The sequence below is a fragment of the Lysobacter sp. OAE881 genome (assembly GCF_040546665.1).
Taxonomy (GTDB): domain Bacteria; phylum Pseudomonadota; class Gammaproteobacteria; order Xanthomonadales; family Xanthomonadaceae; genus Lysobacter_J; species Lysobacter_J soli.
This window is the reverse complement of record NZ_JBEPOG010000001.1, coordinates 3,183,289-3,208,452: the sequence shown is the minus strand read 5'-3', so window position 1 is coordinate 3,208,452 and position 25,164 is coordinate 3,183,289. Positions and strand designations below refer to the sequence as shown.

The window sequence follows — 25,164 nt, the reverse complement described above, 5'->3', positions numbered from 1 at the left end:
CCCGTCGACATGATCGAACTCGATACCCAGCTGCGGAAATTCCAGAAGGAGCTCAGCGCGGGCACCGTGTCGCTGGCGCTGCTGGCGGTATTGGGATCGGCGCCGGAGCCGCTGTACGGCTACCAGATCGCCAAGCAGCTCGAACGCATCGGCGGCGGCGTGCTCGCCGGCAAGCAGAGCGCGCTGTACCCGGTGCTGCGCAACCTCGAAGGGGCGGGGCTGCTGGAGAGCCACGTCGAGCCGTCGATGACCGGCCCGCCGCGGCGCTATTACCGCATCACCGATGCAGGTCGCACGGTGCTGCACGAATGGGCCGCCGCGTGGCGCGCGACCCGCGACAGTGTCGATTCCGTCCTGGGGGGACTTGAGCCATGAACGCCTTCGAAGCCAGCAGTGTCCGCCCCGGTGGCCTGCCCACGACCATTCCCGAGTACCTCGAACACCTGCGTCGTTCGCTCGCCGGCGCCGATCCCGCGCTCGTGCAGGATGCGCTGTACGACGCCGAGGAATACCTGCGTTCGGAACTGGCCGAAAACCCCGGCAGGAGCGAGGCCGACGTGATCGTCGCCGTCGCCGGCAGCTATGGCGCGCCCGACGAGGTCGCCGACATCTACCGCGACACCGAAGTGAAGGTGCAGACGGCGCTGCGTCCGCCCGCGCCGAAGCCGCGCCGCTCGTGGATGGGCCAGTTCTTCGGCGTGATCGCCGAGCCGCGCACCTACGGCGCGCTGTTCTACATGCTGCTGTCGCTGGCCACGGGCATCTTCTACTTCACGTGGGTGGTGACGGGTTTGTCGCTGTCGGCCGGCCTGGCGGTGCTGATCATCGGCGTGCCGTTCGTGATCCTGTATTTCGGTTCGATCCGCGTGCTGTCGCTGGTGGAAGGCCGCATCGTGGAGGCGATGCTCGGCGAGCGCATGCCGCGCCGCCCGCTGTACAGCAGCCGTGGCCAGCCGCTGCTCAAGCGCATCGGCGAGCTGTTCACCGATCCGCGCATCTGGGCGACGCAGCTGTATTTCCTCTTCATGCTGCCGCTGGGCATCGTGTACTTCACCGTCGTGGTGACGTGCCTGAGCGTGTCGCTGGCGTTGATCTCGTTGCCGGTGGGCCTGCTGCTCGGCTATGGCGGCGTGCTTTCGATCGACGACTGGAACCTCGGCATCGGCAGCGCGCCCTGGCTGTGGCCGATCGCGATGCTGGTGGGCGTGCTGCTGCTGTTCGTCACGCTGCATATCGCGCGCGGCGTGGGTTACCTGCACGCACTGCTGGCCAAGCACATGCTGGTGAAGACGGCGCAGTACGACTGAGCGGAACCGATCGCGTGAAGGCGCGCATGTGAAGGCGTCGTTCACGCACGGACTGCGGGCTGGTTAACAGAACCGGCCCGCTGCATCGCCTACGGTGCGCGGGCGGAACCTTGCCGCGACATCAAAGGAGATGAGCATGCGTCGTTTCAGGATCTTCGCATTGGCCGCGCTGGTGGGCCTGTCGTCGTTCACCGCATCCGCGAGCTGGCAGGGCACGTGGTTGTACTACGACGACGAAGGCGTGCTGGTCGGTTCGTGGACCGCAGGCTGTCGCGAACTGGACGGCCGCTGGGGCGTGGAGACCGACAACAAGGTGTTCGTGCAGGGTTGCCGCGCGTCGAGTTGAGCCGGTCGCGATCGTGTGTCGAAGAAGCCCCGCGATGCGGGGCTTCTTTTTTACCTCGTCATTCCCGCGAAAGCGGGAACCCAGCGACTTTCATCGTCACGTCAGAATGCTGGCTGAAGGCGGCTGACGCGGAACATTAGTCGCAAAGCGCGGAAAGCCCGTGGATTCCCGCTGAGCGGGAATGACAGGCTAGACCTTCTTCCGCACCTTCGGCTTGCCGCCTTTCGAAACATGCGGATCGGCCGCCACGTGCCATCGCCAGTGCAGGTCCGTCGCCTTGCTGATGCCGATGCGCGGCGACGCGACGGGCGAGTCGGGCGGCGGCGTTCCGTCGTCGCCGAACCACACCGGCGAGTTTCGATCGGTGATGTCCACGCCGTTATGAACGCCGCTCAGGCCCATCGCCTGCGCGAGGCGGCCGGGACCGCTCGCAAGCAGTCGCACGTCTTCCATGCCGCGCGCGCGACGCATGCGGTCGATGCCCTCCATCGGCGACAACGCGCGGATCAGCACCGCGTGCCCGGCCGGCCCGCCGCACACCGCGTTGATCGCCCAGTGCATGCCGTAGATGAAATAGACGTACAGATGACCGGGTGGTCCGAACATCACCTGCGTGCGCTTCGTGGGTCCGCGAAACGAATGCGCGGCAGGATCCTCGCCGCCACGGTAAGCCTCCACTTCGACGATGCGCCCGACGCGTCCGTCGGCAGTGACGATCACCTTGTTGAGCAGCAGCGGCGCGACGTCGCGTGAATCGTGCGCGTAGAAGCGGCGGGGCAGGGGCTTGATGGGCATGGGCGGATGCTAATGGAGATGAAGGCAACGCGACCTCGCGATGTCGTCATCCCCGCCTTCTCGGGGATGACGGAATGCGCGCGCATCCCGACTTCACGCCCGCCGCGCTATTCCTTCGTGCGATGGCAGACGAAACCGCACAGAACCCGGTCGAGAAAACGGCGGAGAAGCTCGATCCCACCGCGCCGCGCCGGACCGAGCCCGACCGTGGCGACTCGTTCCGCCGCCCGGCGATGAAGGCGCTCGTGCGGCGCGCGCAGGGCAGCCTGCCGGCCGATCTGGTGCGCCGTTTCGTCGATACCGAGCTGATGGCGCAGGCGGCGGCGCTCGCGCTGTACGCGATGCTCTCGCTCGCGCCGCTGTTGCTGATCCTGGTCTGGCTGACCAGCGCGCTGCTGCCCGGCGCGCAGGAATCGCTGATGCAGCAGATCGGCCTGCTCGCCGGCGGCGAAGCCGAACGCGTCGCACGCACCGTGGTCGACAACGCGCGCGACCGGCCCGATACGGGTTCGATCGCCGGATGGTGGAGCGTCGCGCTGCTGTTCATCGGCGCCACGGCGGTGTTCGCGCAGTTGCAGGACGTGCTCAACAAGATCTTCCGCACCGACGCCACGCGCCTGGCCGGCGCAATGGCGTGGCTGCGCAAGCGCGTGTTCTCGATGGGCCTGGTGCTCGCGATGGGCTTCCTGCTGCTGGTGTCGATGACGGTATCGACACTCGTGCAGCTGGCGTTCTCGCGCATGGAATGGGCGCTGCCCATCGTGATGAACGTGGCGACGTGGCTGGTGTACGCGATCAGCTTCGCGCTGATGTACCACTACCTGCCTGATCGCTCCGTCGGCTGGAAGCGCGCGCTCGGCGGCGGTGCGATCACCGCGCTGCTGTTCGTGCTCGGGCGCTGGCTCATCGGCTGGTACCTGCGCGAGTCCAATCCCGGTTCGGCCTATGGCTCGATGGGCGCGCTGGTGCTGGCGCTGGTGTGGATGTACTACGCGGCGCTGATCGTGTTCATCGGCGCGCTGATCACGGCGGTGATCGATGAGCGGCGCAAGCAGAAGCGGGGCGGGGATCGCGAGGCGGTTGGCGATGCCCGCGCTCACGCTCCGGTGGTCTCCCGTCATCCCGGCGAAGGCCGGGATCCAGGCCCGTAACGCTCGGGCACTCCGTCGGGCGCTGCCGACCTCCAGTCATTCCCGCGAAAGCTGGAAGCCATTTGCTTCTTGCGGCCCGCCCGCGTGGCACGGCCAGCGCCGGCGCTCCCTCGCGCCACGACCCTCACCAACCCCTCTCCCGCGGGGAGAGGGGCTCAACGGCAGCCCGGCGCGACGACGGTGAAGCGCCAAACCGTGCCCCACCGCCGACGAACCGTTCCCGCCCGGACCCGCCGAGGGGCTAGCATCGCTGCACCGCGTCCTCGCTCCTGCGGCTTCCATGGCCATTACCGCGACCCACCCGCTGGATCTGCCCCGCCAGCACCTGTTCTGGATCTTCCATTCCGCCGGCTGGCTCGGCTATTTCGGCCAGAGCTGGCTGTCGGCGATCGCCTACGGCAAGCCATCCGGCTACTGGATCGTCCCGTTCACGGCCGCCTGCACCGGCTTCGTCGTCACGCTCGGGCTGCGCTACCTGCTGCGCGCGTGCTGGGGCCTGTCGCCGCGCAAGCTGCTGATGACGATGATCGTGCCGATCCTCGCCAGCTCGGCGGTGATGGACCTGACCACGCGCACGATGCTGGTGCGCTTCTGCGACACCTGCGCGCCGACCAGCCGCATGGCGTACATCGCCTATTCGCTGACCTACATCTACGTGGTGCTGGCGTGGGTCGGCCTGTACCTGGGCATCAAGTACTACCGCCAGCTGCAGGACGAAACGCAACGCGCGCTCGCCGCCCGCACGATGGCGCACCAGGCGCAGCTGAAGATGCTGCGTTATCAGCTCAATCCGCACTTCCTGTTCAACACGCTCAACGCGATCTCCACGCTCGTGCTCGATCGCGACAACGCCACGGCGAACCGCATGGTGCAGGGCTTGTCGTCGTTCCTGCGGCATTCGCTGGACAACGATCCGATGCAACGCGTCACGTTGCGGCAGGAGCTGGACGCGCTGACGTTGTATCTGGACATCGAGAAGATCCGCTTCGCCGAGCGGCTGCGCATCGAGACCGACATCGACGAGGACTGCTGGCGCGCGCTGCTGCCGAGCCTGCTGATGCAGCCATTGGTGGAGAACGCGATCAAGTACGCCGTCGCCAAGCAGGTCGCCGGCGGGCTGCTTCGCATCGAGGCCGAACGCGACGGCGATCAGCTCGTGCTGCGCGTGATCGACGACGGCCCGGGTTGCTCGAGCCTGGAAGGCAACCAGCTTCCACCGGGCAAGGGCGTCGGTCTGCGCAACACGCGCGAACGCCTCAACGTGCTGTACGGCGAGGAAAGCAGCTTCTCCGTGCGCAACCGCGAGCGCGGCATCGAAGTCGAACTGCGCCTGCCGTTCGAAACCAAGCAGCTGGGTGGAGACTGAAGATGGATCGAGCGGTCGACAGTCGCGTAGTGGAACGCGAGCGCCAGTCCGAATCCGCCACGCACGGTACGCGCCTTCGCGCGCTGATCGTCGACGACGAGCCGCTCGCGCGCCGCGGGCTTGAAATCCGCCTCGAGGCGCATCCGGACGTCGAGATCGTCGGCGAGTACGGCGACGGCCTGTCCGCCATCGCCGGCATGCGCGAGCATCGCCCCGACCTGGTCTTCCTCGACGTGCAGATGCCGGGCATGGACGGTTTCGAAACGCTGCGCAGCATTCCCGCGCACGAGATGCCGCTGGTGGTCTTCGTCACCGCGTACGACCATTACGCGATCCGCGCCTTCGAGGCGTCGGCGACCGACTACCTGCTCAAGCCCGTCGAGGAGGGCCGCCTGGCGCAGGCGCTTGCCCGCGTGCAGCAGGCGCGTTCGCAGCGCGAGGCGAGCGGCCACTGCGCACATCTGCTCGGCCTGCTCGGCGAGCTGAGCGGTCGACCGCTGCTCGACCTGGACGAAGCGTTGAAGCCCGATGCGCTGGAACAGCTGCGTCGCGACGACAAGCTCGCCGTGCGCGACGGCGGTCGCACCGTGCGCGTGGACCTGTCGAGCATCCGCTGGATCGATGCGGCCGGCGATTACATGTGCATCCACACCGACGGCCCGGCCGATCGCGCCGCGCCACAGGGCGAGACGCTGGTGCTGCGCGCGACGATGCGGGATCTGGAAAAACAGCTTGATCCACAACGTTTCCCGCGCATCCACCGGTCGACGATCGTGAATGCGCGCCGCGTGGTGGAGTTGCGGCCGCATACGAACGGGGAAGGATTCCTGCGGCTGGATTGCGGGCAGGAGTTGAAGTTGTCGCGGACGCATCGCGACAAGCTGGCGCTTTTGATCTGAGCTGTCGCTGTTGATCTTGCTCTTGCTCTGGGTCTTGCTGTAGCGCCTGCTGTTGCTCGCGCTCTCGCAGAACAGCAAAGACAACAATCACGAGCAACAGCTTCCGCCCTGAAGGGCGGGTTACTTTTGTCTTGGCAAAAGTAACCAAAACCGTTCGCTCCTGACGCGAGCCGCCGCTACGCGGCGGTGCCCTGCGCTCCTCGTCGGAAAAGGGACGTCGCCCGAACTCGCTACGCTGCGCTCCGCTCAGACAGCGGGCGACTCTTCGCCCTTTTCCGACTCCGGTGCTCGGCTCGCTTTAAGTCGCTGGTAAGAGCAAGGGCAAAAGGCAGAGGCAAAGCAACAACAACAGCCACGGCAACAGCCGGAGCGACGGCTTTTGAGCCCCTCTCCCATCGGGAGAGGGGTTGGGGTGAGGGGTAACGAAGCGTTAGCGGTGAACGGTCGTTGCGGCACAGCGCTGCGCGGTTGCTTCCTAGACGGAACGCGGAAGAAAAAATGCATTCTAAGTCTCACAGGAATGGCGGTGATGTCGTTCGCCGTGCCGCGGAGTGGCCGGAGACCACGGGCCTGGATCCCGGCCTTCGCCGGGATGACGGATGACGGCGAATGGGCGCATGGGCGCGACTGACGCATCAGGCGCCGCGTCGCGTACCAGACACATGCGCAACGCACAAAACCCGCCACGACCACGTGTAGCCCGTACGCCCAACACCCCTGCCATTAGTTGGGTGCACACAACGCCCCCCGTTGCACCGAAGAAACACGAATACCCATCCAGGAACGCTTCACCGCGACGACTCAACGACTGAACGCAAAGCCCAGCCACGCGTGACTTCCGGACCATCCCGGCAAAGTCGCACGGGCGCATCGTGCGCACCGCACTCGTCCCCGCGCGGAGCCGCACGATGAAACTCACCGAAGCCTCGTTGCGCAATCCCGCCGCGGTCGCGGTCGCCGTCGCGATGGTCTGCGCCTTCGGCCTGCTGTGCCTCCTGAAGCTGCCGCTTCAGCTATTCCCCGACATCGAACGCCCGCAGATGTCGATCCAGACCAGCTGGCGCGCCGCATCGCCGCAGGAAATGGAATCGGAAATCGTCGAGCCCATCGAAGCGGTGATGCAGGGCCTGCCGGGGCTGGCGGAGATCGAATCCAACATCAACGCCGGCAACAGTTTCATCAACCTGACCTTCGCCGTCGGCAGCGACATGGACGCGACGCTGGTCGAAGTGCTCTCGCGCATGAACCGCCTGCAGCCGCTGCCGCGCGATGCGACGCCGCCGGTCGTGCAGGCCGGCGCCGACAACGCCAACAACTCGCTCACCTATTTCTTCGTGCAGCAGCTGCCGGGCACTCCGGGCGACATCCTCGACCAGCGGCAGATGATCGAGGACCGCATCGTGCCGCGGCTGTCCGCGGTGGAAGGCGTCGCGGGCGTGGAAATCAACGGCGGTGCGCCGGAGGAACTCACCATCACGGTGAACCTGGAGCGCGCGGCCGCACTGGGCATCCAGATCCCGCAGATCGCCGACGTCGCCGCGCGCGCGACGGATGTGTCCGGCGGTGTCGTCGAGGCCGGTCGTCGCGAATACGTTTTGAGGTTCGCCGGGCGCTATTCCCCCGAAGCGCTCGGCAACCTCATCCTCGCCTGGCGCGACGGCCGGCCGGTGCGGCTGGGCGATGTCGCCAACGTCGAAGTGAAGCGCCCCGAGCAGCGCTTCTTCGCCTACCAGAACGGCAATCCCGCGATCGGCCTGCGCATCCTGCGCGAGAGCGGCGCGAACGTGCTCGACACTCTCGATCGCGTGAAGGCGGTCGTGGAGGAAGTGCGCGCGAAGGAACTGGCGCCGCTCGGGCTCGACATCCGCCAGAGCTTCGACGCCTCGGTGTTCATCAACCGCGCGATCGGCCTGTTGTCGGGCAGTCTCGGCGCCGGCGTGCTGCTCGCGGTGGGCTGCCTGTGGTGGTTCCTGCGCGATGTCCGCGCGACGGCGCTCATCGCCTGCGCCATTCCGATTTCGCTGCTGGCGACCTTCATCGTGCTCAAGCTCACCGGGCGCAGCCTCAACGTGATCTCGCTCGCCGGCCTGGCGTTCGCGGTCGGCATGGTGATGGACGCCGCGGTCGTCGTCGCCGAAAACATCGTGCGCCTGCGCGAGGAAGGCGTGCCCGCGAAGCAGGCCGCGCTGGACGGCACCCGGCAGGTCGGCGGCGCGCTGGTCGCGTCCACGCTGACGACCATCGCGGTGTTCCTGCCGGTGATCTTCATGGAAGACGTCGAAGGCCAGCTGTTCGCGGACCTCGCGCTGACGATTTCCATCGCCGTCGGCATCTCGCTGCTGATCGCCGTTACCGTGCTGCCTGCCGCCGCGAGTTCGTGGCTGCGCACGCGCGAGGAGGTGCACGAGCAGAAGCAGCATCGTTTCTGGATCGGCGTCAGCGACTGGGCGATGCGCGCCACGAGCAGCCGCCGCAACCAGCTCGCGTGGGTCGGCGCGCTGGTCGTCGCGCCGATCGTGCTGACCGTGGTGCTGATGCCGAAGATCGACTACCTGCCGCCGGTGAAGCGCGCGGCGGTCGACGCGATCTTCAACTTCCCGCCCGGCATGAGCCCGGAGCGCGTGAACGCCGAGATTGCGCCGACGCTGCTGGCGCGCATGAAGCCGTACATGGACGGCGAGAAGGCGCCGCAACTGAGCAACTGGTACCTCAACCTGTGGCCCGGCGGCGGCACGGTGGGTGCGCGCGTGGTCGATCCGGATGACATCGGCGAGCTCGAACGCATCGTTCGCGATGAAGTGGCCGTCGGTTTTCCCGACACGCGCGCCTTCGCCAGCGAAGGCGAACTGTTCGGCAGCTTCGGCGGCTCGGCGCGCGCCATCGCGATCCACCTCCAGCATGCCGATGGCGACGCGCTGACGCGCGCGGCGGAAACCGGCCGGAAACTGCTGTCGGAGAAGTTCGCCGGCGCGAACGTGCAGGCGTGGCCCAATGCCGACGCCGGCACGCCGGAGCTGCGCATCAATCCCGACGACCGCCGCCTCGCCGAGGTGGGCTGGCGCCGGCCGGATCTTGCGACCGTCGTGCGTGCGCTCGGCGACGGGCAATGGCTCGGCGAATACTTCGACGGCGACCGGCGCCTGGCGATCATCCTGCGCAGCGATCGCGAGGACGACGTCGAGCGCCTGGGCGCCGCGCCGCTCGCCACGCCGAACGGCGGTGCGCTCACGCTGGCGGAGCTCGCACAAGTCGACACCGTGCTCGCGCCCAACCAGATGCGTCGCGTCGACCGCCGCCGCACGGTGACGCTCACCGTCGATCCGCCGCCGGCCATGTCGCTGGAAGAGGCGCTGGGCATCGTCGAAGGCGACGTCGTGCCGGTGCTGCGCGATGCGCTGCCGCAGGATGCCGCGATCCGCGTATCGGGCAGCGCGGACCGCCTTGGCGAGGTCGTGCGCAGCATGGGCACGAACTTCGCGATGGCGCTGGTGGTGCTGTTCCTCTTGATGGCGGCGATGTTCAGGTCGCTGCGCGATTCGGCCTACGTGATGGCGACGCTGCCGATGGCGGTGCTGGGCGGCGTGATCGGCCTGCGCGTGCTGGACCTCATCGCCGGACAAACGCTCGACCTGCTGTCGATGATCGGTTTCATCATGCTGCTGGGCATGGTGATCAACAACGCGATCCTGCTCGTGGCGCAGGCGCGCGAAGGGCAGGCCGCGGGCGCGACGCTCGACGAGGCGCTCAAGCAGGCGCTGGACCAGCGGCTTCGCCCGATCCTCATCGGCGCGTTGACCGGCGTGCTCGGCGCGCTGCCGATGGCGATCAACCCCGGCCCGGGCGCGGTGATCTACCGCGGGCTTGCCGCGGTGTCCGTCGGCGGCGTCGCGCTGAGCCTGGTGTTCATCGTGGTGCTGGTGCCGGCGCTGCTGCGACTGGCCGAATCGCGCCGCGAACGCATCGAAGCCGGCGCGCCCGCGCTGGCCTGAACCAACCCATCCCTTCCCCCGGAGGCATGCAATGAAGTTCAAGTCCCGTAAGCCGTCGTCCCGCCTGCCCGGCCGGATCATCCTGGTGCTCGCGCTGGTGCCCGTGTTGCTCGTGCCGCTGATCCGCTGGGAAGTCGAGGCGACGCCGCCCGCCAAGCCCGCCACGCCGCCGGCGGTGGTCGGCGTTGCCAACGCGGTGACCACCGAACTCGCACCGATGCACTGGGCGCCGGGCAGCGTGATCAGCCGTCGCGACGCGAAGGTCGCCAGCGAGCAGGACGGCCGCGTCGTGCGCGTGGCCGAAGTCGGGCAGAAGGTGCGCGCAGGCGAACCGCTGGCGGTGCTCGACGACAGCACGCTGGCCTTGCAACAGCAGCAGGGTGAAGCGGACGTGGCGCGCATCCGGGCGCAGCTGGACATGGCGGCGCGGCAGGAGCAGCGCTATGCGCAGCTCGCCGCGCAGCAGAACATCGCGCGTGCGCAGTACGAACAGACGCGCGCCGACCGCGACATGCTCGCGCAGGACCTTGCGCGTGCGCAGGCGCTGCTCGCGCAGACGCGGCTTCGCCGCACGCAGATGGTGGTGCGCGCGCCGTTCGACGGCGTGGTCGCAGAGCGCTCGGTGCAGCTGGGCGAATACGTCGGCATTGGCGATCCGGTCGCGCGGTTGGTCGACACCGGCGCGCAGGAAGTGCGCGTTCGTGCGCCGGTCGATCTGGCGCAGCACCTCGCGGTCGGCATGCCGGTGGAAGTCAGCGTCGGCAAGCGTGGCACGACGGAAAAGACCGGCACCCGCACGCATCCGGTGAGTGCGCTGGTGCCGGTCGGTGACGAGGCGTCGCGCCAGCTCGAACTGCGCATCGCGATGGAGGACGGCGAACTTCCCGTTGGCACCGCGGTGGACGTCGGCATGCCCGATTCGGGCAGGCGTTCGGTGGTCGCGGTGCCGCGCGATGCGCTGATCCTGCGACGCGATGGCGACTACGTGCTGCGCGTGGCATCGAACAACACGGCCGAACGCCTGCCGGTGAAAACCGGCACGGAGGTCGACGGCCTGGTGGAAGTGCAGGGCGCGGTTAAGCCGGGCGACCGGCTGATCGTGCGCGGCGGCGAGCGGATCGAAGCCGGGCAGGCGGTGACGATCCAGCAGGATCTGGCGCGGGCGACGGCGGCGAGGTAACGCTGCGGTTTTCGCGGGTGGACTGCACGGCCCCTCTGCTGAATGGTGGAGGGGTTTTTGTTCTTTGCTGTTGCTTTGATTTGCGCGTGCTCTTGTTCGTCATTCCAGCGAAAGCTGGAATCCATCTTGCCGTTGCCGTTGCAGGTTCCGTTGCTCTTGCTCGTCATTCCCGCGAAGGCGGGAATCCATGGACTTCCACGCTTTACCTGAAGCCTGGAAGAGCAAAGAAGAATCACGAGCCAAGCTTCCGATCGCCTGCGGCGCTCGGGTCACTTTTCTTTGCTCGCACAAAGAAAAGTAACCCAAAGAAAGTGCGTACAAGTCCAACCCAGTCCTACGACCGGGACGCAAAAGGGCGCGCTCGCGATTCGCCATCCATGGCTCAGCGCTCACCGCCGCACATCCTGTGCGGCGCCCTTCGGGGCTAGCAGCGAATAGGCTGTTCGACAGCAACAGCAACAAATGGATTCCAGCTTTCGCTGGAATGACGGCGCGCCTAAGCCCCTCTCCCTCCGGCGACCGAAGGGAGTGCAGAGCTGAGAGGGGTTGGGGTGAGGGTCGGGGCATGCGATCACGCTGGCGCTTGCGATAGCTCGTTGCTTAGGCTGCCGAACGGAAGGCTCACCCCTCCGTCGCAAACGCCTGCCACGGCCCGTCCACCCACTCGCGCATTTCGCGCAATGTTTCGATCGCCTGCGCCAGCGGGGCCGGACGATGGATGCCGAAGCCCTGGACCTGGTTGCAGCCGTGCATGGCGAGCCATTCGTACTGAGCGCGCGTTTCCACGCCTTCGCCGACGACCGCCAGTCCGAGGCCATGGCCGAGTGCGAGCAGTGCCTGGCAGATCGACGCACTGCGCTCGTCCCGATGCACGTCGCGCACGAAGGACTGGTCGATCTTGATCGCATCCAGCGGCAACTGCTTGAGGTACGACATGCTCGAAAAGCCCGTGCCGAAATCGTCCAGCGACAGGCAGACGCCGGCCGACTGCAATCGCCGCAATGTTTCCAGCGCCTGTTCCGGACGCGTCATCAGCACGCTTTCGGTCAGTTCGATGTGCAGCGCGCCGCGCGGAAGTTCGTATTCGCGCAGCACGCTTTCGATGTCGTGCGCGATGTCGCCATCGAGGAACTGCATCAGCGACACGTTCACCGCCACCGGCAGTCCGGGGAAGCCGGCGCGTTCGAGCAGGCGGTGCGCGGCGGCCGCCTCGCGCAGGGCCCAGCGGCCGAGCGGGACGATCAGGCCGGTGTCCTCGCACAGGCCGATGAATTCCGACGGCGGCAGGTAGCCACCACCGCGTTGCGGCCAGCGGATCAGCGTTTCCAGGCCCGCCGGGCGCGAATACGCCACGTCCCACAGGATCTGGAAATGCAGTTCGAATTCGCCTGCGTCGATCGCGCGGTGGATGCGGCCGGCCAGTCGCAGGCGATCGCTCGCGTGGCGCGCCATGCCCGGCTCGAACACGACGATCGGCCGATGCTCGGTGCGTGCGACGTGCGCCGCCAGCCCCGCGTTGCTGATCGCCTGCACCGCCTCGTCGTCGCCGGTGCGCATGTCGGACACGCCGATCCACGATTCCAGCCGGTGCAGCGTGTCCTCGCCGGGAATCGGTCGCGCGAGTTCCTGCTGAAGGCATTCGAGCGCTTCACCCCAAGCCTCCACCGGATGCACCGCGAGCGCGAACTCCTCGCCGCGCACGTGCCCGGCCACGCCGAAGCGCTCGCCCAGGCGCGCGATGCGCGTGGCGATGACGCGCAGCGTGTCGTGTCCGGCTTCGCGGCCGAGGCTATCCTCGATCAGTTCCAGCCCGCGCAACTGCACGCACGCGATGCGGCACGGGCCAGGCGGCAACGCATCCACGCGTTGCGCCAGCGCGTCGGCGTTGAGCAGGCCGCTGGTCATGTCGTGGCTCGCGCGATAGGCCAGCTCGCGCTGCTGCGCCATGCGATCGGTGACGTCCTCGGCGAGCACCAGCCGCGCGGGATTGCCGCGGAAATCGATGTCGGTCGCGTGGATGCGCACTTCCAGCAGGCGACCGTTCTTGCGGCGATGCACCCACAGGCGGATCTCGTCGCGATCGCCGGGACGATGGTTCGCCAGGTCGTTGGCGACCTCTTCGCGATGCTCTTCCGGGCGGATGTCGTAGATGGTCATCGCGAGGAATTCCTCGCGCGAGTAGCCGTACTGGTCGATCGCCGCCTGGTTCACTTCGAGGAAGCGCAGCGTGCGCACGTCGAAGACCCAGAACGGCAGCGGGTTGCGCTCGAACAGCAGGCGGAACTGGCGTTCGGCTTCCTCCAGCGCCAGCTGCGCCTCGATGCGATCGGTGACGTCCACCACGGTGCCGGCCATCTCGACCGTGCCGTCGTCGTCGCGCGTGGCGGCGCCGCGCGCGGAGATCCAGCGCACGCGGGAGTCATCGCCACGGATGATGCGATAGTCCAGCGAGTAGGGCGCGCCGGTCCGCCATGCCTCGTTGAAGTGCTGGGACAACCGTTCGCGGTCGTCCGGGTGCACGATCGCGTAGAACTCGCCGATGGTCGCGGCCGATTGTCCTTCCGGCAGGCCGAGCAGGTCGCTGACCGGTTCGGACCAGCAGATCGTGCCGTTGCGGTCGGCGATCCACGTGCCGGTACGGCCGAGCTGCTGCGCGCGGCGCAGGTTGTCGGCCGCTTCGGTCAGGCGTTCGACCATCTGCGCGTTTGCTCGCGCGTTGCGACGGACCACGCGCACCACGTACACCAGGCCGCACAGATAGAGGAGGTAGAGCGCGATGCCCGCCGCGACCAGGCGCCACCACGGCGCGAGGATGTACCCGCGCGCAATGGCGACGTCGACATGCAGCGGGTAGTCGGGCACCAGGCCGCTGACGGTCATGCGCGACACGCCGTCGCGTTGGTCGTCGTCGTCCTCCTCCATCAGCGTGGGTTCGATACGGGTCGGCACGACGGCGTCGTCGGGCTGGCCGACGTACTGCTCGCCACGCGTGTCGGCGACCAGCCGGCCATCGGCGCCGGCGAGCTGGATCAGGTGGATGCGGTCGGCATCCAGGTGCATGACCAGTTTCTGCAGTTCGGTCGTACGCAGGCGCGCGACGATCCATCGTCCGTCGTCCATCGGCAGGGCGAGCGGCAGCAGCCATTGGCCGCGATGCTGTGCGAGCGGGCCGACGAACATCGACTGCGGATGCGGCTGCGGCGTGCGGAGATCCGGCCAGTTCGGCAGGTCGGGCTCGCCGCGGCCGCTGCTGATGGGGCGGCCCTGCGCATCGGTGAGCTCGAGGCTTTCCAGTTCCTGCTGGCGCTGGGAGACGCCGGCGAAGAACTCGGTGATCAGCTGCGGCAGGTGTTCAGGTGCGGCAACGGCGACACCCTGCACATCGTTGGAGATACCGCGCATCGCGCGTTCGAGGTTGCGCAGCTGCAGCCAGACCAGGCGCTCGGCGCCGGCGGCCAGCGCGAGATTCTGTCGCTCGGCCGCTTCCAGGCGGTTGGCCCGGTCGGCCGCCGCGCCGGCGAACAGCGTCGCGGCGAGCACCACCGCCAGCGCCAGTCCGAAGCCGAGCACGGCGGCGGCCGATTGCGTGCGGCGACTGGCGGGACGGGAGCGTTCGTCGGGAGGCATCGCGTCGCGTGTTCTTCCGGCAGCGGTCCGGGACCTTTCGGTGCGTTCTATTCAGTGCGTCCGACGGTGACAACGTTGTGAGCGCATCGCCGCGCGGACACGGTTACATCGGCATCACCTTTCGATATCGGCCGAAGCGGGCACAACTTCAGTCTTCACGCGGGTAACGGCGCATCGCCCGGCTCGGCGCGCTCGGGAAGCAGCGCCAGCAGTTGCGGGATGCGGTAGGGCTTGGGCAGGAAGATCACGTTCCCCGGCAGCGCCGGCAGTTGCGCGCGCGCGAAGCCCGACGCCAGGATCACGCGCGCATGCGGCTGCAGTCGCGCGACGTGATCGGACAGCTCGATTCCCGACATCCCGTTCGGCATGCTCACGTCGCTGACCACGACGTCGAACGCCTCGCGCTCCATCGCGGTCACCGCCTGCGGGCCGTCGGCGGCGGTGCTGACGCGGTAGCCGGTCATGCGCAGCGCTTCGCCGATCAGCAGGCGCAGATCGTCCTCGTCCTCGACCAGCAGGACGCGTACCTCAGACATCGGTTCGTTCTCCGTTCGCGGCGTCGCCCCCGGGCGCCAGTTGTGCGGGAAGGTGGATGCGCACCTGCGTGCCCTGGCCGGGCTCGCTCTGCAGCAGCACGAAACCGCCGGACTGCGCGGCGAAACCGAACACCTGGCTCAGGCCCAGCCCGCTGCCCTTGCCGATTTCCTTCGTCGTGAAGAACGGCTCGGCAGCGCGTTCTGCGACCTCGCTGCTCATGCCGGAACCGTCGTCGATCACTTCGACCACGACGTACTCGCGATCGCCCTCGTCGGGCGCTTCGGGTCGCGTGCATTTCGTGCGGCGCGTGCGCACGGTGATCGTGCCGCCACCGGGCATCATCGCGTCGCGGCTGTTGGCGACCAGGTTGAGCACGGCGGCCTCGAACTGCGCGGCATCCACTTCCAGCGGCGGCGCGTCGTCGGCCAGGTCGAACTCGAACCGGATCGACGCACCGCACGCGCGGCGGTAGAGCTCGGACGAACGCGACAGCAGGTCGTTGATGTCGTGGGGTTCGGGCGCCAGGTTCTGGCCGCGTGCGAACGCGAGCAGCTGCCGGGTGAGCAGGGTGCCGCGATCGGCGGCGCGCTGCGCTGCTTCGATCCACTCCAGCGTGCGCGCATCCTGCGTGTTCTTCAGGCCGATCAGGTCCAGGCTGTTGACGATGACCGTCAGCAGGTTGTTGAAGTCGTGCGCCAGGCCCAGGGTGAGCTTGCCGATGGCCTCCAGCTTCTGCGACTGGGCCAGCGCCTTCTGCGCGGCCTGCAGGCGCAGCATCGCCTCGTAGCGCTCGGTGACATCGCGCGTGACCTTGGCGAAGCCGATCAGTTCGCCGTCCTGCCAGATCGGGTCGATCACCACGCTGGCGCGGAACCGCGTGCCGTCCTTGCGCAGGCGCCAGCCTTCGGCCTCGAACTTGCCTTCGGTGCGCGCCGCTTCCAGGCCGCGCTGCGGTTCGCCGCGGACGATGTCCTCGGGCGTGTAGAAGCGGGAGAAATGCTGGCCGACGATCTCCCGATCGGTGTAGCCCTTGATGCGTTCGCCGCCGGGGTTCCAGCTGCGGATGACGCCGTTGGGGTCGAGCATGTAGATGGCGTAGTCCGTCACGCTTCCGATGAGAAGCGCGAACTGGCGGGACTCGTCGTCGAGCCCGCGAACGGATACATCGCCAAAGTCCACGCCCGTATCACGCGGCGTGGGAATCGCGTCGACCAATGTCACTTCCCCCTGTGCGGCGACGAGCCTAGTGCGCCCGCCGTTAAATTTCCGTGCAAAACGCCACGTCCTGCGATCAACGCTCGGCCTGCGAGGGCGTCCCGTTGTCGGGCAGGTCGTACTCGGCGTCCAGCGCCGTGTCGCGCAGCGGTGGGGTGAGGTCCGCGCCCTGTCCGGGCTGATCGTCGCGGTCGTCGGGTTTGCGCAGCTCGCCCTTGCGGGTGTCGGCCTCGGGCAGTCCCTCGTGGTCGCGATGGAATTTGCTCATGGCGTGGGTCCACGGTGTTTCCAGGGTGCAAAGGTGACCACACCCGGCGAGGACGGCAAGTGAAGCCCGGCCCTTGCGCCGCCGCGCCGCGACGCTCCGACCCGATACGGCAAAGCGCCGCACGCGGCCTTCACCTGACGCACGCGCCGCCATCGGCTAGCATCGGCGCGCTTCACGGCGCGTGTTCAGGCGCGCATGCAGTGGAGCTGCACGTCTCGAATCAGTTTGCCGGCGGGCCATTCGCCGGTACCCGGGGAAAGATGGAACCAGTCACGACTCGCATCCCGTGGGGACGATGGAGGCTGCCGCTTCTGGCGGCCGGCATCGTCCTGATCATGGTCGCGCCCTTCCTGCTGCTGCAGCGCCTGTCCGAGCAGAACCTCGCGGCGGCGGACGCGGTGTCGCACACGCACGAGGTGGAGGCATCCGTGGCCTCGCTCGCGCTGAGCGTGCGCGACGCCGAATCGGCCGCCATGTCGATCGCGCTGGGCCACGACCGGCCGCTGACGCGCCAGCGCTATGCCGAAAGCAAGGCCGCCATCAGCCCGAACCTCGACAGGCTGACCGTGCTCACCGCCGATAACCCGGCGCAGCAGGTGCTGATCGGCCGCCTGCGCGAGCTGGTCGAGAACCGCATGGACGTCATGGACGAGCTCCTGCGCGATACGGCGAGCGGCGGTGCGGTCCACAGCGCGCAGATCCTCGCGCCGCTGGCCGATCGTTTCGCGATCCGTCCTGCGCTGGAGGAAATGCGGAAGAACGAACGCGACCTGCTGGCGCGCCGGAACTTCGACGCCGATCAGCAGCGCCGCCACGCCACCTGGCTCGGCTGGGCCGCGATGACCGCGCAGCTGGTCCTGATGGGCATCGTGATGCTCCTGCTGGGGCGGCAGATCTCCAGCCGAATCAACGCCGAGAAACGCTCCACGCAGGCCAGCGCCCGCGCGATGGCGGTGCTGCAGACGGTGCGCGAGCCGATCGTGCTGTTCGATGACGACCAGCGCATCGTGATGCACAACGCCGCGTTCGCCGAGATGTACGGCATCGAGGGCGATGGCGTGTCGCTGTCGCTGTCCGACATCGGCCACGGCGCATGGGACGATCCCGTCCTGCGCCAGCGCCTGCGCGACGTGCTCCAGCGCGGCCGCGAGCTGTGGGACTTCGAACAGGACCAGAAGCAGCCGGACGGTCCGTCGCGCACGGTGCTGCTCAACGCGCGCCGCATGCCGCTGCCCGATGTCGACGACCACGTCGTGCTGATGACGATTTCCGACGTCTCCGCGCAGAAGGCCACCAACCAGAAGATCGCCGAACTCAACCGACAGCTGGAAGGCAAGGTCGAGCAGGTGTCGGAAGTGAACCGCGAGCTGGAGGCCTTCAGCTATTCGGTCTCGCACGACCTGCGCGCGCCGCTGCGCCACGTCGCCGGTTTCTCCGACAAGCTCGCGCGCCATTTGTCCGAAAGCGCCGACGAGAAGACGCACCACTACCTCGACGTCATCGGCAGCTCGGCGCGACGCATGTCGCAGCTGATCGACGACCTGCTGGTGTACTCGCGCCTGGGTCGCAGCGCGCTGCGCCTGCAGGCGGTGGACATGCAGTCTGTCGTGGCCGAAACGCGCGCGATGCTCGATGCCGGCGCCGAAGCGCGGGCACCGCGCGTGGAATGGCGCATCGCGCCGCTGCCGATCCTGGTCGCCGACGAGAACATGATGCGCCAGCTGTGGACCAACCTGCTGGGCAACGCGGTGAAGTACTCCTCGCGCCGGGACGTCGCGACGATCGAGGTCGCCCATCGCATGCTCGACGACGGCTCGCACGAATTCAGCGTGCGCGACAACGGCGCCGGTTTCGACATGGCGTACGCGAGCAAGCTGTTCGGCGTGTTCCAGCGCATGCACAAGGCCACCGAATTCCCCGGCACCGGCATCGGACTGGCCAGCGTGCGCCGCGTGCTGGCGCGCCACGGCGGCCGCATCTGGGCCGAATCCGCGCCCGATGCCGGCACCACCTTCCATTTCACCCTTCCCGCGGCGCTGGACGCGCCCACTTACGAGCGAACCGCCGCATGACCGACTACCGCACCATCCTCCTCGCCGAAGACAGCCAGGCCGACGCCGAAATGGCGATCGACGCGCTGCGCGAGGCCAACCTCATCAATCCCATCGTGCATGTGGAGGACGGCGTGGAAGCGCTGGATTACCTCCTGCGTCGCGGCAAATTCGCCGATCGGGCCGAAGGCATGCCGGCCGTGCTGCTGCTCGACATCAAGATGCCGCGCATGGACGGCCTGGAAGTCCTGCAGGCCATCCGCGAGCACGATCACCTGCGTTGCCTGCCCGTGGTGATCCTGTCGTCCTCGCGCGAGGAAAGCGACCTGGCGCGCAGCTGGGACATGGGCGTGAACGCCTACGTGGTCAAGCCCGTAGATGTCGACCAGTTCTTCCAGGCGGTGAAGACGCTCGGCACGTTCTGGGCCGTCATCAACCAGGCGCCCGAGCGCGCTGGACAACAGCCGGTCTGAGCATGCAGTCCAACGGGACGCCATCGTCGCTGGGCCCGCTGAGCGTCCTCATGGTCGAGGACTGCAGCGAGGACGCCGAACTGCTCAGCGAGCAGTTGCTGGAGTCCGGGCTGCAGGCGCGGTTCCATCGCGTCGACAGCGAGCCCGCGCTGCGCGAGGCGCTCGCCCGCGAGCGCTTCGACGTGGTGCTGTCTGACCTGTCGCTGCCAGGCTTCTCCGGCATGGAAGCGCTGCGCATCCTGCGCGAGCGCGATGCCGAGCTGCCCTTCATCTTCGTCTCGGGCACCATCGGCGAGGAAACGGCGGTCGACGCGCTGCATCGCGGCGCGAACGACTACGTGCTCAAGCAGAATCCCGCGCGCCTGCCCAACGCGGTGGCGCGCGCGGTGCGCGAAGCGCGCAACGCACGCGAGCGCGAGCTTGCCGAAAAGGAGCTGATGCGTTCGCAGCGCCTGGATTGCCTCGCGATGCTGGCCGCCGGCCTGAGCCATGACTTGCGGAACGTGCTGCAACCGCTGCTGATCGTGCCGGATCTGCTGAACTCCTACAGCGACGATCCGAACATCCATCGGCTGTCGTCGCTGATCGCCGAAAGCGGGCGGCGCGGCCACGAGATGGCCGAATCCATGCTCGCTTTCGTTCGTGGTTCGCATCGCGCGAGCGAGGATGTCGCCGTCGCACAGCTTTTCCAGGCAGTGCAGCTGCTGCTTCAGGGCACGCTGCCGCGCGACATCCAGCTGGTGTGCGAGCCGCTGGAGGAAGACCTCGTCATTCGCTGCAACTACATCGAGTTCCAGCAGTGCCTGGTGAACCTCGCGCTCAACGGCGTGCAGGCGATGAGGGAACGAGGCGGCGAACTTCGGCTGTCCGCGCGACGCGTCATGCACGAGAGCGGCGATCAGTTGAGCATCCGCATCTCCGACCGCGGCTGCGGCATGGATGCGAGCACACGAGCGCGGCTGTTCACGCCGTTCTTCACCACCAAGCCCGACGGCACGGGGCTCGGGCTGATGTCGTGCAAGCGTTTCGTCGATTCGCTGCAGGGCCGCATCGTGGTGGAAAGCGAAGTCGGGCAGGGCACGACGTTCGAACTGCACCTGCCGCTGCGCGGGCCCGGTGCCGATGGCGATGCCGCCGGCGAGCGTTTCGCCGTGGGCAATGGCCAGCGCATCCTGCTGGTCGATGGCGATGGCACGCGCCTGTCGCTGCTGGCGAACGCGCTCGACAGCCAGGGCTACGAGCCGCAGATCGCCGTCGACGGTGCCGCGGCACTGCGTCTGCTCGCTCGCGAAGGCCTGCCGGCGGTGGCCATCATCGACAGCGACATCCTGATGCTCTCCGCCGTCAGCCTGCTGCTGGCGCTGCGCGATGCGGGCTTCGATGGCCCGGTGATCACGCTGGGCGACCCGGCCGATCCGCTGCGCCACGACGCGCTGCCGTCCGATGCGGTCGCCGCGGTATTGCAGAAGCCGCTGCAGATGAGTGCGGTGTTCCGGGCGGTGGAAGTCGCGCTGCGGGCGCGGGAGCCTGCTTAGGCTGCTGTGGTTCTGGAGGAGGTCGGGAGGTCGGGACGTCGGCCCGAACATTCGCGAGGTCCATGCCGCGAAAGACGGTCGGGCACTCCAACCACGTTGAATCACACCAGCGTCATCCCGGCGAAAGCCGGGACCCAGGCCCGTAGCGTGCGGGCATTCCGACGCTGGTGAACCACACCATCGTCATCCCAGCGAAAGCTGGGACCCATCTCGATCTTGCGGTTTGCTCTTGCTCTTGCCCTTGCTCGTCATTCCCGCGAAGGCGGGCCGCTCCTGGGCCGCCAAATGGCGGCACCATCCATGGACTTTTCATGCTTTACCCGAAGCCCGTGAGAGCAAAGAAGAATCACAATCCAAGCTTCCGATCGCCTGTGGCGCTCGGGTCACTTTTCTTTGCTTGCCCAAAGAAAAGTAACCAAAAGAAAGGGCAGTTCCCCGACAAATCAATCCCACGACCGGAAAGCGAGTAGGCGCGTTCGCGATTCGCCATCCATGGCTCAGCGCTCACCGCCGCACATCCTGTGCGACGCCCTCCGGGGCTAGCAACGAATTAGGCTGTTCGACAGCAACAGCAAGAGCACCATGGATTCCAGCTTTCGCTGGAACGACGGCGCGCCCCTCTCCCACCGGGAGAGGGGTTGGGGTGAGGGCCGGGGCGAGCGAGTACGTCGGCGCTCGCAGATGAATTCCAGCGTTCGCTGGAATGACGTGGGAATGGGTCAGCGTTGAAGGAGTGCCCAAGCATTCCTGGCCTGGATCCCGGCTTTCGCCGGGATGACGATGTTTTTTTGGCCGGCCGTTGCCCTTCCGCTGCCGCTGCCGCTGCCTTTGCGGTTGCTTGTGCTCTTGATCTTCCAGCGACTTAAAGCGAGCCGAGCACCGGAGCTGGAAAGGGACGAAGAGCCGCGCGCTGTCTGAGCGCAGCGCAGCGGAGCGAGTTCGCGCGGCGCTCCCTTTCCAGTGAGGAGCGCAGGGCACCGCCGCGCAGCGGCGGCTCGCGTCAGGAGCGAACGGTTTTGGTTACTTTTGCCAAGACAAAAGTAACCCGCCCTTCAGGGCGGAAGCTGTTGCTCGTGATTCTTCATCTTGCTGGCCTGCGCAGCAGGAGCCACGCGGCACGGCCGCGCAAGCGGCCTAACTCACCCCCGCACCCTCGCCACCACCCCCGCCGCATCCGGCCCCTCCACAAACACCGCCACGCGATCCGCCACGCGCTTGAGCACCAGATGCGCGCGTCGCTCGCCAAGCGTCAGGTTGCGGATCGACAGTTCCTCCACACCCGCAGGCAGGCGCGGATGATCGAGCACGATCTCCGCCGAGGGTCCGTCGATCTCGATGCCCAGGCACGCCTGCAGCGACATGAACGCCGATCCCGCCGCCCACGCCTGCGGCAGGCAGGCGACCGGATACGCCACCGGCGCGCCGCCGGGCACGCGCGGGAAGCCGCAGAACAGTTCCGGCAGGCGCATGTCGAAACCGACGGCCGCCTCGAACGCGGCACGCAGCAATCGCACCGACGCCTCGCGCTGGCCATAGCGCGCCAGGCCCGCCGCGCACAGCGCGCTGTCGTGTGGCCACACCGAACCGTTGTGGTACGACATCGGGTTGTAGCGCGCCTCGCCGACGGCAAGCGTGCGGATGCCCCAGCCGCTGAAGAAGTCCTGCGACATCAGCTGCGCCGACACCGCCTGCGCACGCGCGTGCTTTGGCAGCCCCATGTAGAGCAGGTGCCCCGGGTTGCTCGCGCGCACCGCGCACAACGCGTTTTCGCCATCGACCGCGATGCCGTAGAAGCCCGAGTCCATCCAGAAGTGCTGCTCGACCGCTTCGGCGATGCGTTCCGATCGCCACAGCCATTGCTTCGACGAGTCGTCCTCGCCCAGTGCCAGCGCCAGTCGCGACATGCCGCGCATCGCGGCGAAGACGTAACCCTGTACTTCGACCAGGGCGATGGGGCCTTGCGGCGAACGTCCATCGGCATGGAACACCGAATCAAAACTGTCCTTCCACCCCTGGTTCGCCAGCCCCGTCGCTTCGCCGCGCGCGTAATCGAGGAAGCCCAGTGGATTCGCGTCGCACACGCGTTCGATCCACGCCGCCGCGGCCTTCAGTTCGTTCCAGATGCTGCGGATGAAGATGACGTCGCCGGTGCGGCGCGCGTATTCCGACGCGAGCACGAGGAACAGCGGCGTCGTATCCACGCCGCCGTAGTACAGGCCGAACGGGAGTTCGCGAAGACGCGCCATCTCGCCCTTGCGCGTCTCGTGCATGATCTTGCCCGGCGAGGCATCCATGAACGACGACTCTTCCTTCGCCTGGTTCTTCGCGAGGAAGGCGAGCACGCCGCGCGCGAGCTGCGGATCCAGCCACAGCGTCTGCAGCGCGGTGATCACCGCATCGCGACCGAAGGGCGTGGAGAACCACGGGATGCCCGCGTACGGATACGGCCCGGTGTCGAGTTCGCTTGTCAGCAGCGCGAGGTCGGCGCGCGAACGTTCCATCCATGAATTGAACAGCGGCGCCTCGCTGCGAACACGCGACAGCCGCCGCTGCCTGCGACGCATGCGCGTGCGCGCGACGCTCGCCGCGGCGCGATAGCGCGAACGCGTGGCCGGCGGCGGGTCGTCGTCGGCGCTGACTTCCAGGTACAACTCGTCGCGCCCACGCGGCGGCAACGTGATGTCGAACGCGAGTCGCCCGTCATCGAGGCGTTGCGGCGCGCGCGAGAACACGATCGACGCACGGCAGGGCGCACCGTCGAGTCCGACGTAGCCGAAGGTCAGGCCGTCCTCGCGCGGATGCGGCGGCAGCTGCTGTCCGCGCGCCGCGCGATGCGTGCCGCGCACTTCGAACATGTCGCGGAAATCGGCATCGCAATCGAAGGCGAGGTGCAGGCGCACCGCGTCGGTGCCGTAGTTCGTCAGCGCCACGCGCTCGAACAACCGGTCCGCGCAGAGGAATCGCGTGCGCTTGATGTGCACCAGGCCGTGCGGCGTCGCGTCGCCGCCGAGCGGCGGAAGTGCCCGATTGGTCAGGTGCGCGACGAAGAACACGTTGTCGCGCGAGACCATCGAACTCAGTAGCGCCGGCGCCGTGTCGCCGAGCGTGAGGCGGAAACGCGAGAGCACGCGCGTGTCGTTGTGGAACTGGCCGTCGCCTTCGCCGACGACGTCGCCCGAACCGTTCGCGATGAGGAACGTGTCGCCGTCCTTCAGGACGTAACTTGAGAACAAGGTCGCGGCAGCGGCGGGATCCATGGGTCAGCCCGTCGATGAAGTGGGGTGGAGCGGTGCGCCCTCCGTGGCGCGCGGCGTCGCTGGCGTGCGGCTGCCGTCGATCATGCGGTGAGGCGGATGCGCGTGCCGCCCTGCTCGAGCACGCGCCAGTACAGCTCGACGTAGCGGCGCGCCATCGCGGCGGACGAGAAGCGTTGTTCGAATCGCGCGCGGATACGGCCGCGATCGTAGCGTGCGACGGCCTGCACGGCGTCCACCGCGTGGTCCATGTCGTCGACGATGACGCCGGTCACGCCGTGGTCGAGCACTTCCGGCACCGAGCCGCAGTTCCACGCGATCACCGGAGTGCCGCAGGCCATCGCCTCGATCATCACCAGGCCAAACGGTTCGGGCCAGTCGATCGGGAACAGCAGCGCGACCGCGCCCCCGAGGAAATCGCTCTTCTGCTCGTCGTTGATCTCGCCGATGTATTCCACGCCCGGCGTCGACAGCAGCGGCTCGATCTCGTCGTGGAAATAGGCGCGATCGACCGTGTCGACCTTCGCCGCGATGCGCAGCGGCAGGCCGGCGCGGCGTGCGATCTCGATGGCGCGATCGACGCGTTTTTCCGGCGAGATGCGGCCGAGGAAGGCCAGGTATCCACCGCGCGGCGTCGGGCTGAACTCGTACTGCTCCGGCGGCATGCCGTGGTACACCGTGCCCGCCCAGTTCGCCGACGGGATCGGCCGGCGCTGGTGGTCGGAGATCGACGCCAGCGGGAATTGCGGCCAGCACGCATACGCTTCCGGAAGATCCTTCAGGTCCAGCCGACCGTGCAGCGTGGTCAGCGTGCGCCACGGCATGTCCTGGAAGAACGGGAAATGCAGCAGGTCGATGTGGAAGTGCAGGATGTCGAACTCGTCGGCGCGCTGTCGCACTTCGTCGAGCATCGCCAGGTGCGCGGCGAGGTCGCTCTTCAGTGGCGCGGGATCGAGCCGGATGGCCTGGTCGCGCATCGGCGCGAGCGTCGCCCGCGTGTTCGCGTCACCGGCGGCGAACAAAGTGACGTCATGTCCGGCCTGGACCAGTGCGTCGGAGAGGTGTGCCACGACCCGTTCGGTGCCCCCGTACAGCTTCGGCGGGACCGCTTCGTACAAGGGTGAAATCTGCGCGATCTTCATGGGTTCGGTTTCTGAGGGACGCCGTCGCC

Annotated in this window: 18 protein-coding genes; 11 read left to right on the top strand and 7 right to left on the bottom strand. The window is 67.6% G+C overall.

Annotated elements, in window-relative coordinates; genetic code table 11:
• Positions 1–9: 9 nt before the first annotated feature.
• From ABIE51_RS14750 to ABIE51_RS14740, 3 genes are all read left to right on the top strand, one after another.
• Complete coding sequence (locus ABIE51_RS14750) at positions 10–375, top strand: PadR family transcriptional regulator (protein WP_192631274.1); 366 nt, start codon at positions 10–12, stop codon at positions 373–375.
• Positions 372–1,307: a sensor domain-containing protein gene (locus ABIE51_RS14745; protein ID WP_192631273.1), complete on the top strand. Its 936-nt coding sequence runs from the start codon at positions 372–374 to the stop codon at positions 1,305–1,307. Before ABIE51_RS14750 ends, ABIE51_RS14745 begins: the two co-directional genes overlap by 4 nt.
• 136 nt (positions 1,308–1,443) lie before the next feature.
• Complete coding sequence (locus ABIE51_RS14740; protein ID WP_157030775.1) at positions 1,444–1,653, top strand: DUF6289 family protein; 210 nt, start codon at positions 1,444–1,446, stop codon at positions 1,651–1,653.
• A 189-nt stretch (positions 1,654–1,842) separates the two neighbouring features.
• Here ABIE51_RS14740 and ABIE51_RS14735 read toward each other — a convergent pair whose 3' ends face one another.
• Positions 1,843–2,448 carry a DNA-3-methyladenine glycosylase gene (locus ABIE51_RS14735; RefSeq protein WP_192631272.1) on the bottom strand — a complete coding sequence of 202 codons (606 nt, stop codon included), beginning with the start codon at positions 2,446–2,448 and terminating at the stop codon, positions 1,843–1,845.
• A 122-nt stretch (positions 2,449–2,570) separates the two neighbouring features.
• Between ABIE51_RS14735 and ABIE51_RS14730 the strand changes: the two genes are divergently transcribed.
• The 5 genes from ABIE51_RS14730 to ABIE51_RS14710 all read left to right on the top strand — a co-directional run bounded on the left by ABIE51_RS14730 (position 2,571) and on the right by ABIE51_RS14710 (position 11,033).
• On the top strand, positions 2,571–3,599 hold the full coding sequence (locus tag ABIE51_RS14730) for a YihY/virulence factor BrkB family protein (RefSeq protein WP_502913335.1): 1,029 nt from the start codon (positions 2,571–2,573) through the stop codon (positions 3,597–3,599).
• A gap of 280 nt (positions 3,600–3,879) precedes the next feature.
• On the top strand, positions 3,880–4,965 hold the full coding sequence (locus ABIE51_RS14725) for a sensor histidine kinase (protein WP_157030773.1): 1,086 nt from the start codon (positions 3,880–3,882) through the stop codon (positions 4,963–4,965).
• A 2-nt stretch (positions 4,966–4,967) separates the two neighbouring features.
• Positions 4,968–5,864, top strand: a complete 897-nt coding sequence (locus tag ABIE51_RS14720) for a LytR/AlgR family response regulator transcription factor (RefSeq protein WP_115844851.1) — start codon at positions 4,968–4,970, stop codon at positions 5,862–5,864.
• Positions 5,865–6,772: 908 nt separating this feature from the next.
• Positions 6,773–9,853 carry an efflux RND transporter permease subunit gene (locus tag ABIE51_RS14715; RefSeq protein WP_192631271.1) on the top strand — a complete coding sequence of 1,027 codons (3,081 nt, stop codon included), beginning with the start codon at positions 6,773–6,775 and terminating at the stop codon, positions 9,851–9,853.
• Between the two features lie 31 nt (positions 9,854–9,884).
• On the top strand, positions 9,885–11,033 hold the full coding sequence (locus tag ABIE51_RS14710) for an efflux RND transporter periplasmic adaptor subunit (RefSeq protein ID WP_192631270.1): 1,149 nt from the start codon (positions 9,885–9,887) through the stop codon (positions 11,031–11,033).
• A 621-nt stretch (positions 11,034–11,654) separates the two neighbouring features.
• Here ABIE51_RS14710 and ABIE51_RS14705 read toward each other — a convergent pair.
• The 4 genes from ABIE51_RS14705 to ABIE51_RS14690 form a co-directional block, all read right to left on the bottom strand.
• Positions 11,655–14,660, bottom strand: coding sequence for a bifunctional diguanylate cyclase/phosphodiesterase (locus ABIE51_RS14705; protein WP_192631269.1), 3,006 nt, complete (start codon positions 14,658–14,660; stop codon positions 11,655–11,657).
• Between the two features lie 155 nt (positions 14,661–14,815).
• Positions 14,816–15,196 (bottom strand): response regulator, encoded by a 381-nt coding sequence (locus ABIE51_RS14700; RefSeq protein ID WP_115844860.1) that lies wholly within the window; start codon positions 15,194–15,196, stop codon positions 14,816–14,818.
• On the bottom strand, positions 15,189–16,376 hold the full coding sequence (locus tag ABIE51_RS14695; protein ID WP_253338060.1) for a two-component system sensor histidine kinase NtrB: 1,188 nt from the start codon (positions 16,374–16,376) through the stop codon (positions 15,189–15,191). Before ABIE51_RS14695 ends, ABIE51_RS14700 begins: the two co-directional genes overlap by 8 nt.
• A 112-nt stretch (positions 16,377–16,488) precedes the next feature.
• Positions 16,489–16,680, bottom strand: a complete 192-nt coding sequence (locus tag ABIE51_RS14690) for a hypothetical protein (RefSeq protein WP_115844862.1) — start codon at positions 16,678–16,680, stop codon at positions 16,489–16,491.
• A 260-nt stretch (positions 16,681–16,940) separates the two neighbouring features.
• On the opposite strand from ABIE51_RS14690, the gene ABIE51_RS14685 reads away from it, so the two are divergent.
• Genes ABIE51_RS14685 through ABIE51_RS14675 form a run of 3 tightly spaced genes read left to right on the top strand, consistent with a single transcriptional unit; the run spans position 16,941 to position 20,739 of the window.
• The gene (locus ABIE51_RS14685; protein ID WP_192631268.1) at positions 16,941–18,752 is read left to right on the top strand and encodes a sensor histidine kinase; all 1,812 of its coding nucleotides are present in this window, start codon (positions 16,941–16,943) and stop codon (positions 18,750–18,752) included.
• Positions 18,749–19,204 (top strand): response regulator, encoded by a 456-nt coding sequence (locus ABIE51_RS14680; RefSeq protein WP_157030767.1) that lies wholly within the window; start codon positions 18,749–18,751, stop codon positions 19,202–19,204. Before ABIE51_RS14685 ends, ABIE51_RS14680 begins: the two co-directional genes overlap by 4 nt.
• A 2-nt stretch (positions 19,205–19,206) precedes the next feature.
• A complete protein-coding gene (locus ABIE51_RS14675) occupies positions 19,207–20,739 on the top strand; it encodes a response regulator (protein ID WP_354504391.1) in 1,533 nt (510 codons plus the stop codon).
• A gap of 1,139 nt (positions 20,740–21,878) precedes the next feature.
• Here the strand turns inward: ABIE51_RS14675 and ABIE51_RS14670 are convergent.
• A complete protein-coding gene (locus tag ABIE51_RS14670; RefSeq protein WP_192631267.1) occupies positions 21,879–23,996 on the bottom strand; it encodes an amylo-alpha-1,6-glucosidase in 2,118 nt (705 codons plus the stop codon).
• A gap of 80 nt (positions 23,997–24,076) precedes the next feature.
• Positions 24,077–25,135 carry a glycosyltransferase family 4 protein gene (locus tag ABIE51_RS14665; protein WP_192631266.1) on the bottom strand — a complete coding sequence of 353 codons (1,059 nt, stop codon included), beginning with the start codon at positions 25,133–25,135 and terminating at the stop codon, positions 24,077–24,079.
• Positions 25,136–25,164 lie beyond the last annotated feature (29 nt).

What these genes read in the sequence shown, in the direction of transcription:
- ABIE51_RS14750 (WP_192631274.1), top strand. Translation starts at nt 10, where the DNA reads ATGATCGAACTCGATACCCAGCTGCGGAAATTCCAGAAGGAGCTCAGC.
- ABIE51_RS14745 (WP_192631273.1), top strand. Translation starts at nt 372, where the DNA reads ATGAACGCCTTCGAAGCCAGCAGTGTCCGCCCCGGTGGCCTGCCCACG.
- ABIE51_RS14740 (WP_157030775.1), top strand. Translation starts at nt 1,444, where the DNA reads ATGCGTCGTTTCAGGATCTTCGCATTGGCCGCGCTGGTGGGCCTGTCG.
- ABIE51_RS14735 (WP_192631272.1), bottom strand. Translation starts at nt 2,448, where the DNA reads ATGCCCATCAAGCCCCTGCCCCGCCGCTTCTACGCGCACGATTCACGC.
- ABIE51_RS14730 (WP_502913335.1), top strand. Translation starts at nt 2,571, where the DNA reads ATGGCAGACGAAACCGCACAGAACCCGGTCGAGAAAACGGCGGAGAAG.
- ABIE51_RS14725 (WP_157030773.1), top strand. Translation starts at nt 3,880, where the DNA reads ATGGCCATTACCGCGACCCACCCGCTGGATCTGCCCCGCCAGCACCTG.
- ABIE51_RS14720 (WP_115844851.1), top strand. Translation starts at nt 4,968, where the DNA reads ATGGATCGAGCGGTCGACAGTCGCGTAGTGGAACGCGAGCGCCAGTCC.
- ABIE51_RS14715 (WP_192631271.1), top strand. Translation starts at nt 6,773, where the DNA reads ATGAAACTCACCGAAGCCTCGTTGCGCAATCCCGCCGCGGTCGCGGTC.
- ABIE51_RS14710 (WP_192631270.1), top strand. Translation starts at nt 9,885, where the DNA reads ATGAAGTTCAAGTCCCGTAAGCCGTCGTCCCGCCTGCCCGGCCGGATC.
- ABIE51_RS14705 (WP_192631269.1), bottom strand. Translation starts at nt 14,660, where the DNA reads ATGCCTCCCGACGAACGCTCCCGTCCCGCCAGTCGCCGCACGCAATCG.
- ABIE51_RS14700 (WP_115844860.1), bottom strand. Translation starts at nt 15,196, where the DNA reads ATGTCTGAGGTACGCGTCCTGCTGGTCGAGGACGAGGACGATCTGCGC.
- ABIE51_RS14690 (WP_115844862.1), bottom strand. Translation starts at nt 16,680, where the DNA reads ATGAGCAAATTCCATCGCGACCACGAGGGACTGCCCGAGGCCGACACC.
- ABIE51_RS14685 (WP_192631268.1), top strand. Translation starts at nt 16,941, where the DNA reads ATGGAACCAGTCACGACTCGCATCCCGTGGGGACGATGGAGGCTGCCG.
- ABIE51_RS14680 (WP_157030767.1), top strand. Translation starts at nt 18,749, where the DNA reads ATGACCGACTACCGCACCATCCTCCTCGCCGAAGACAGCCAGGCCGAC.
- ABIE51_RS14675 (WP_354504391.1), top strand. Translation starts at nt 19,207, where the DNA reads ATGCAGTCCAACGGGACGCCATCGTCGCTGGGCCCGCTGAGCGTCCTC.
- ABIE51_RS14670 (WP_192631267.1), bottom strand. Translation starts at nt 23,996, where the DNA reads ATGGATCCCGCCGCTGCCGCGACCTTGTTCTCAAGTTACGTCCTGAAG.
- ABIE51_RS14665 (WP_192631266.1), bottom strand. Translation starts at nt 25,135, where the DNA reads ATGAAGATCGCGCAGATTTCACCCTTGTACGAAGCGGTCCCGCCGAAG.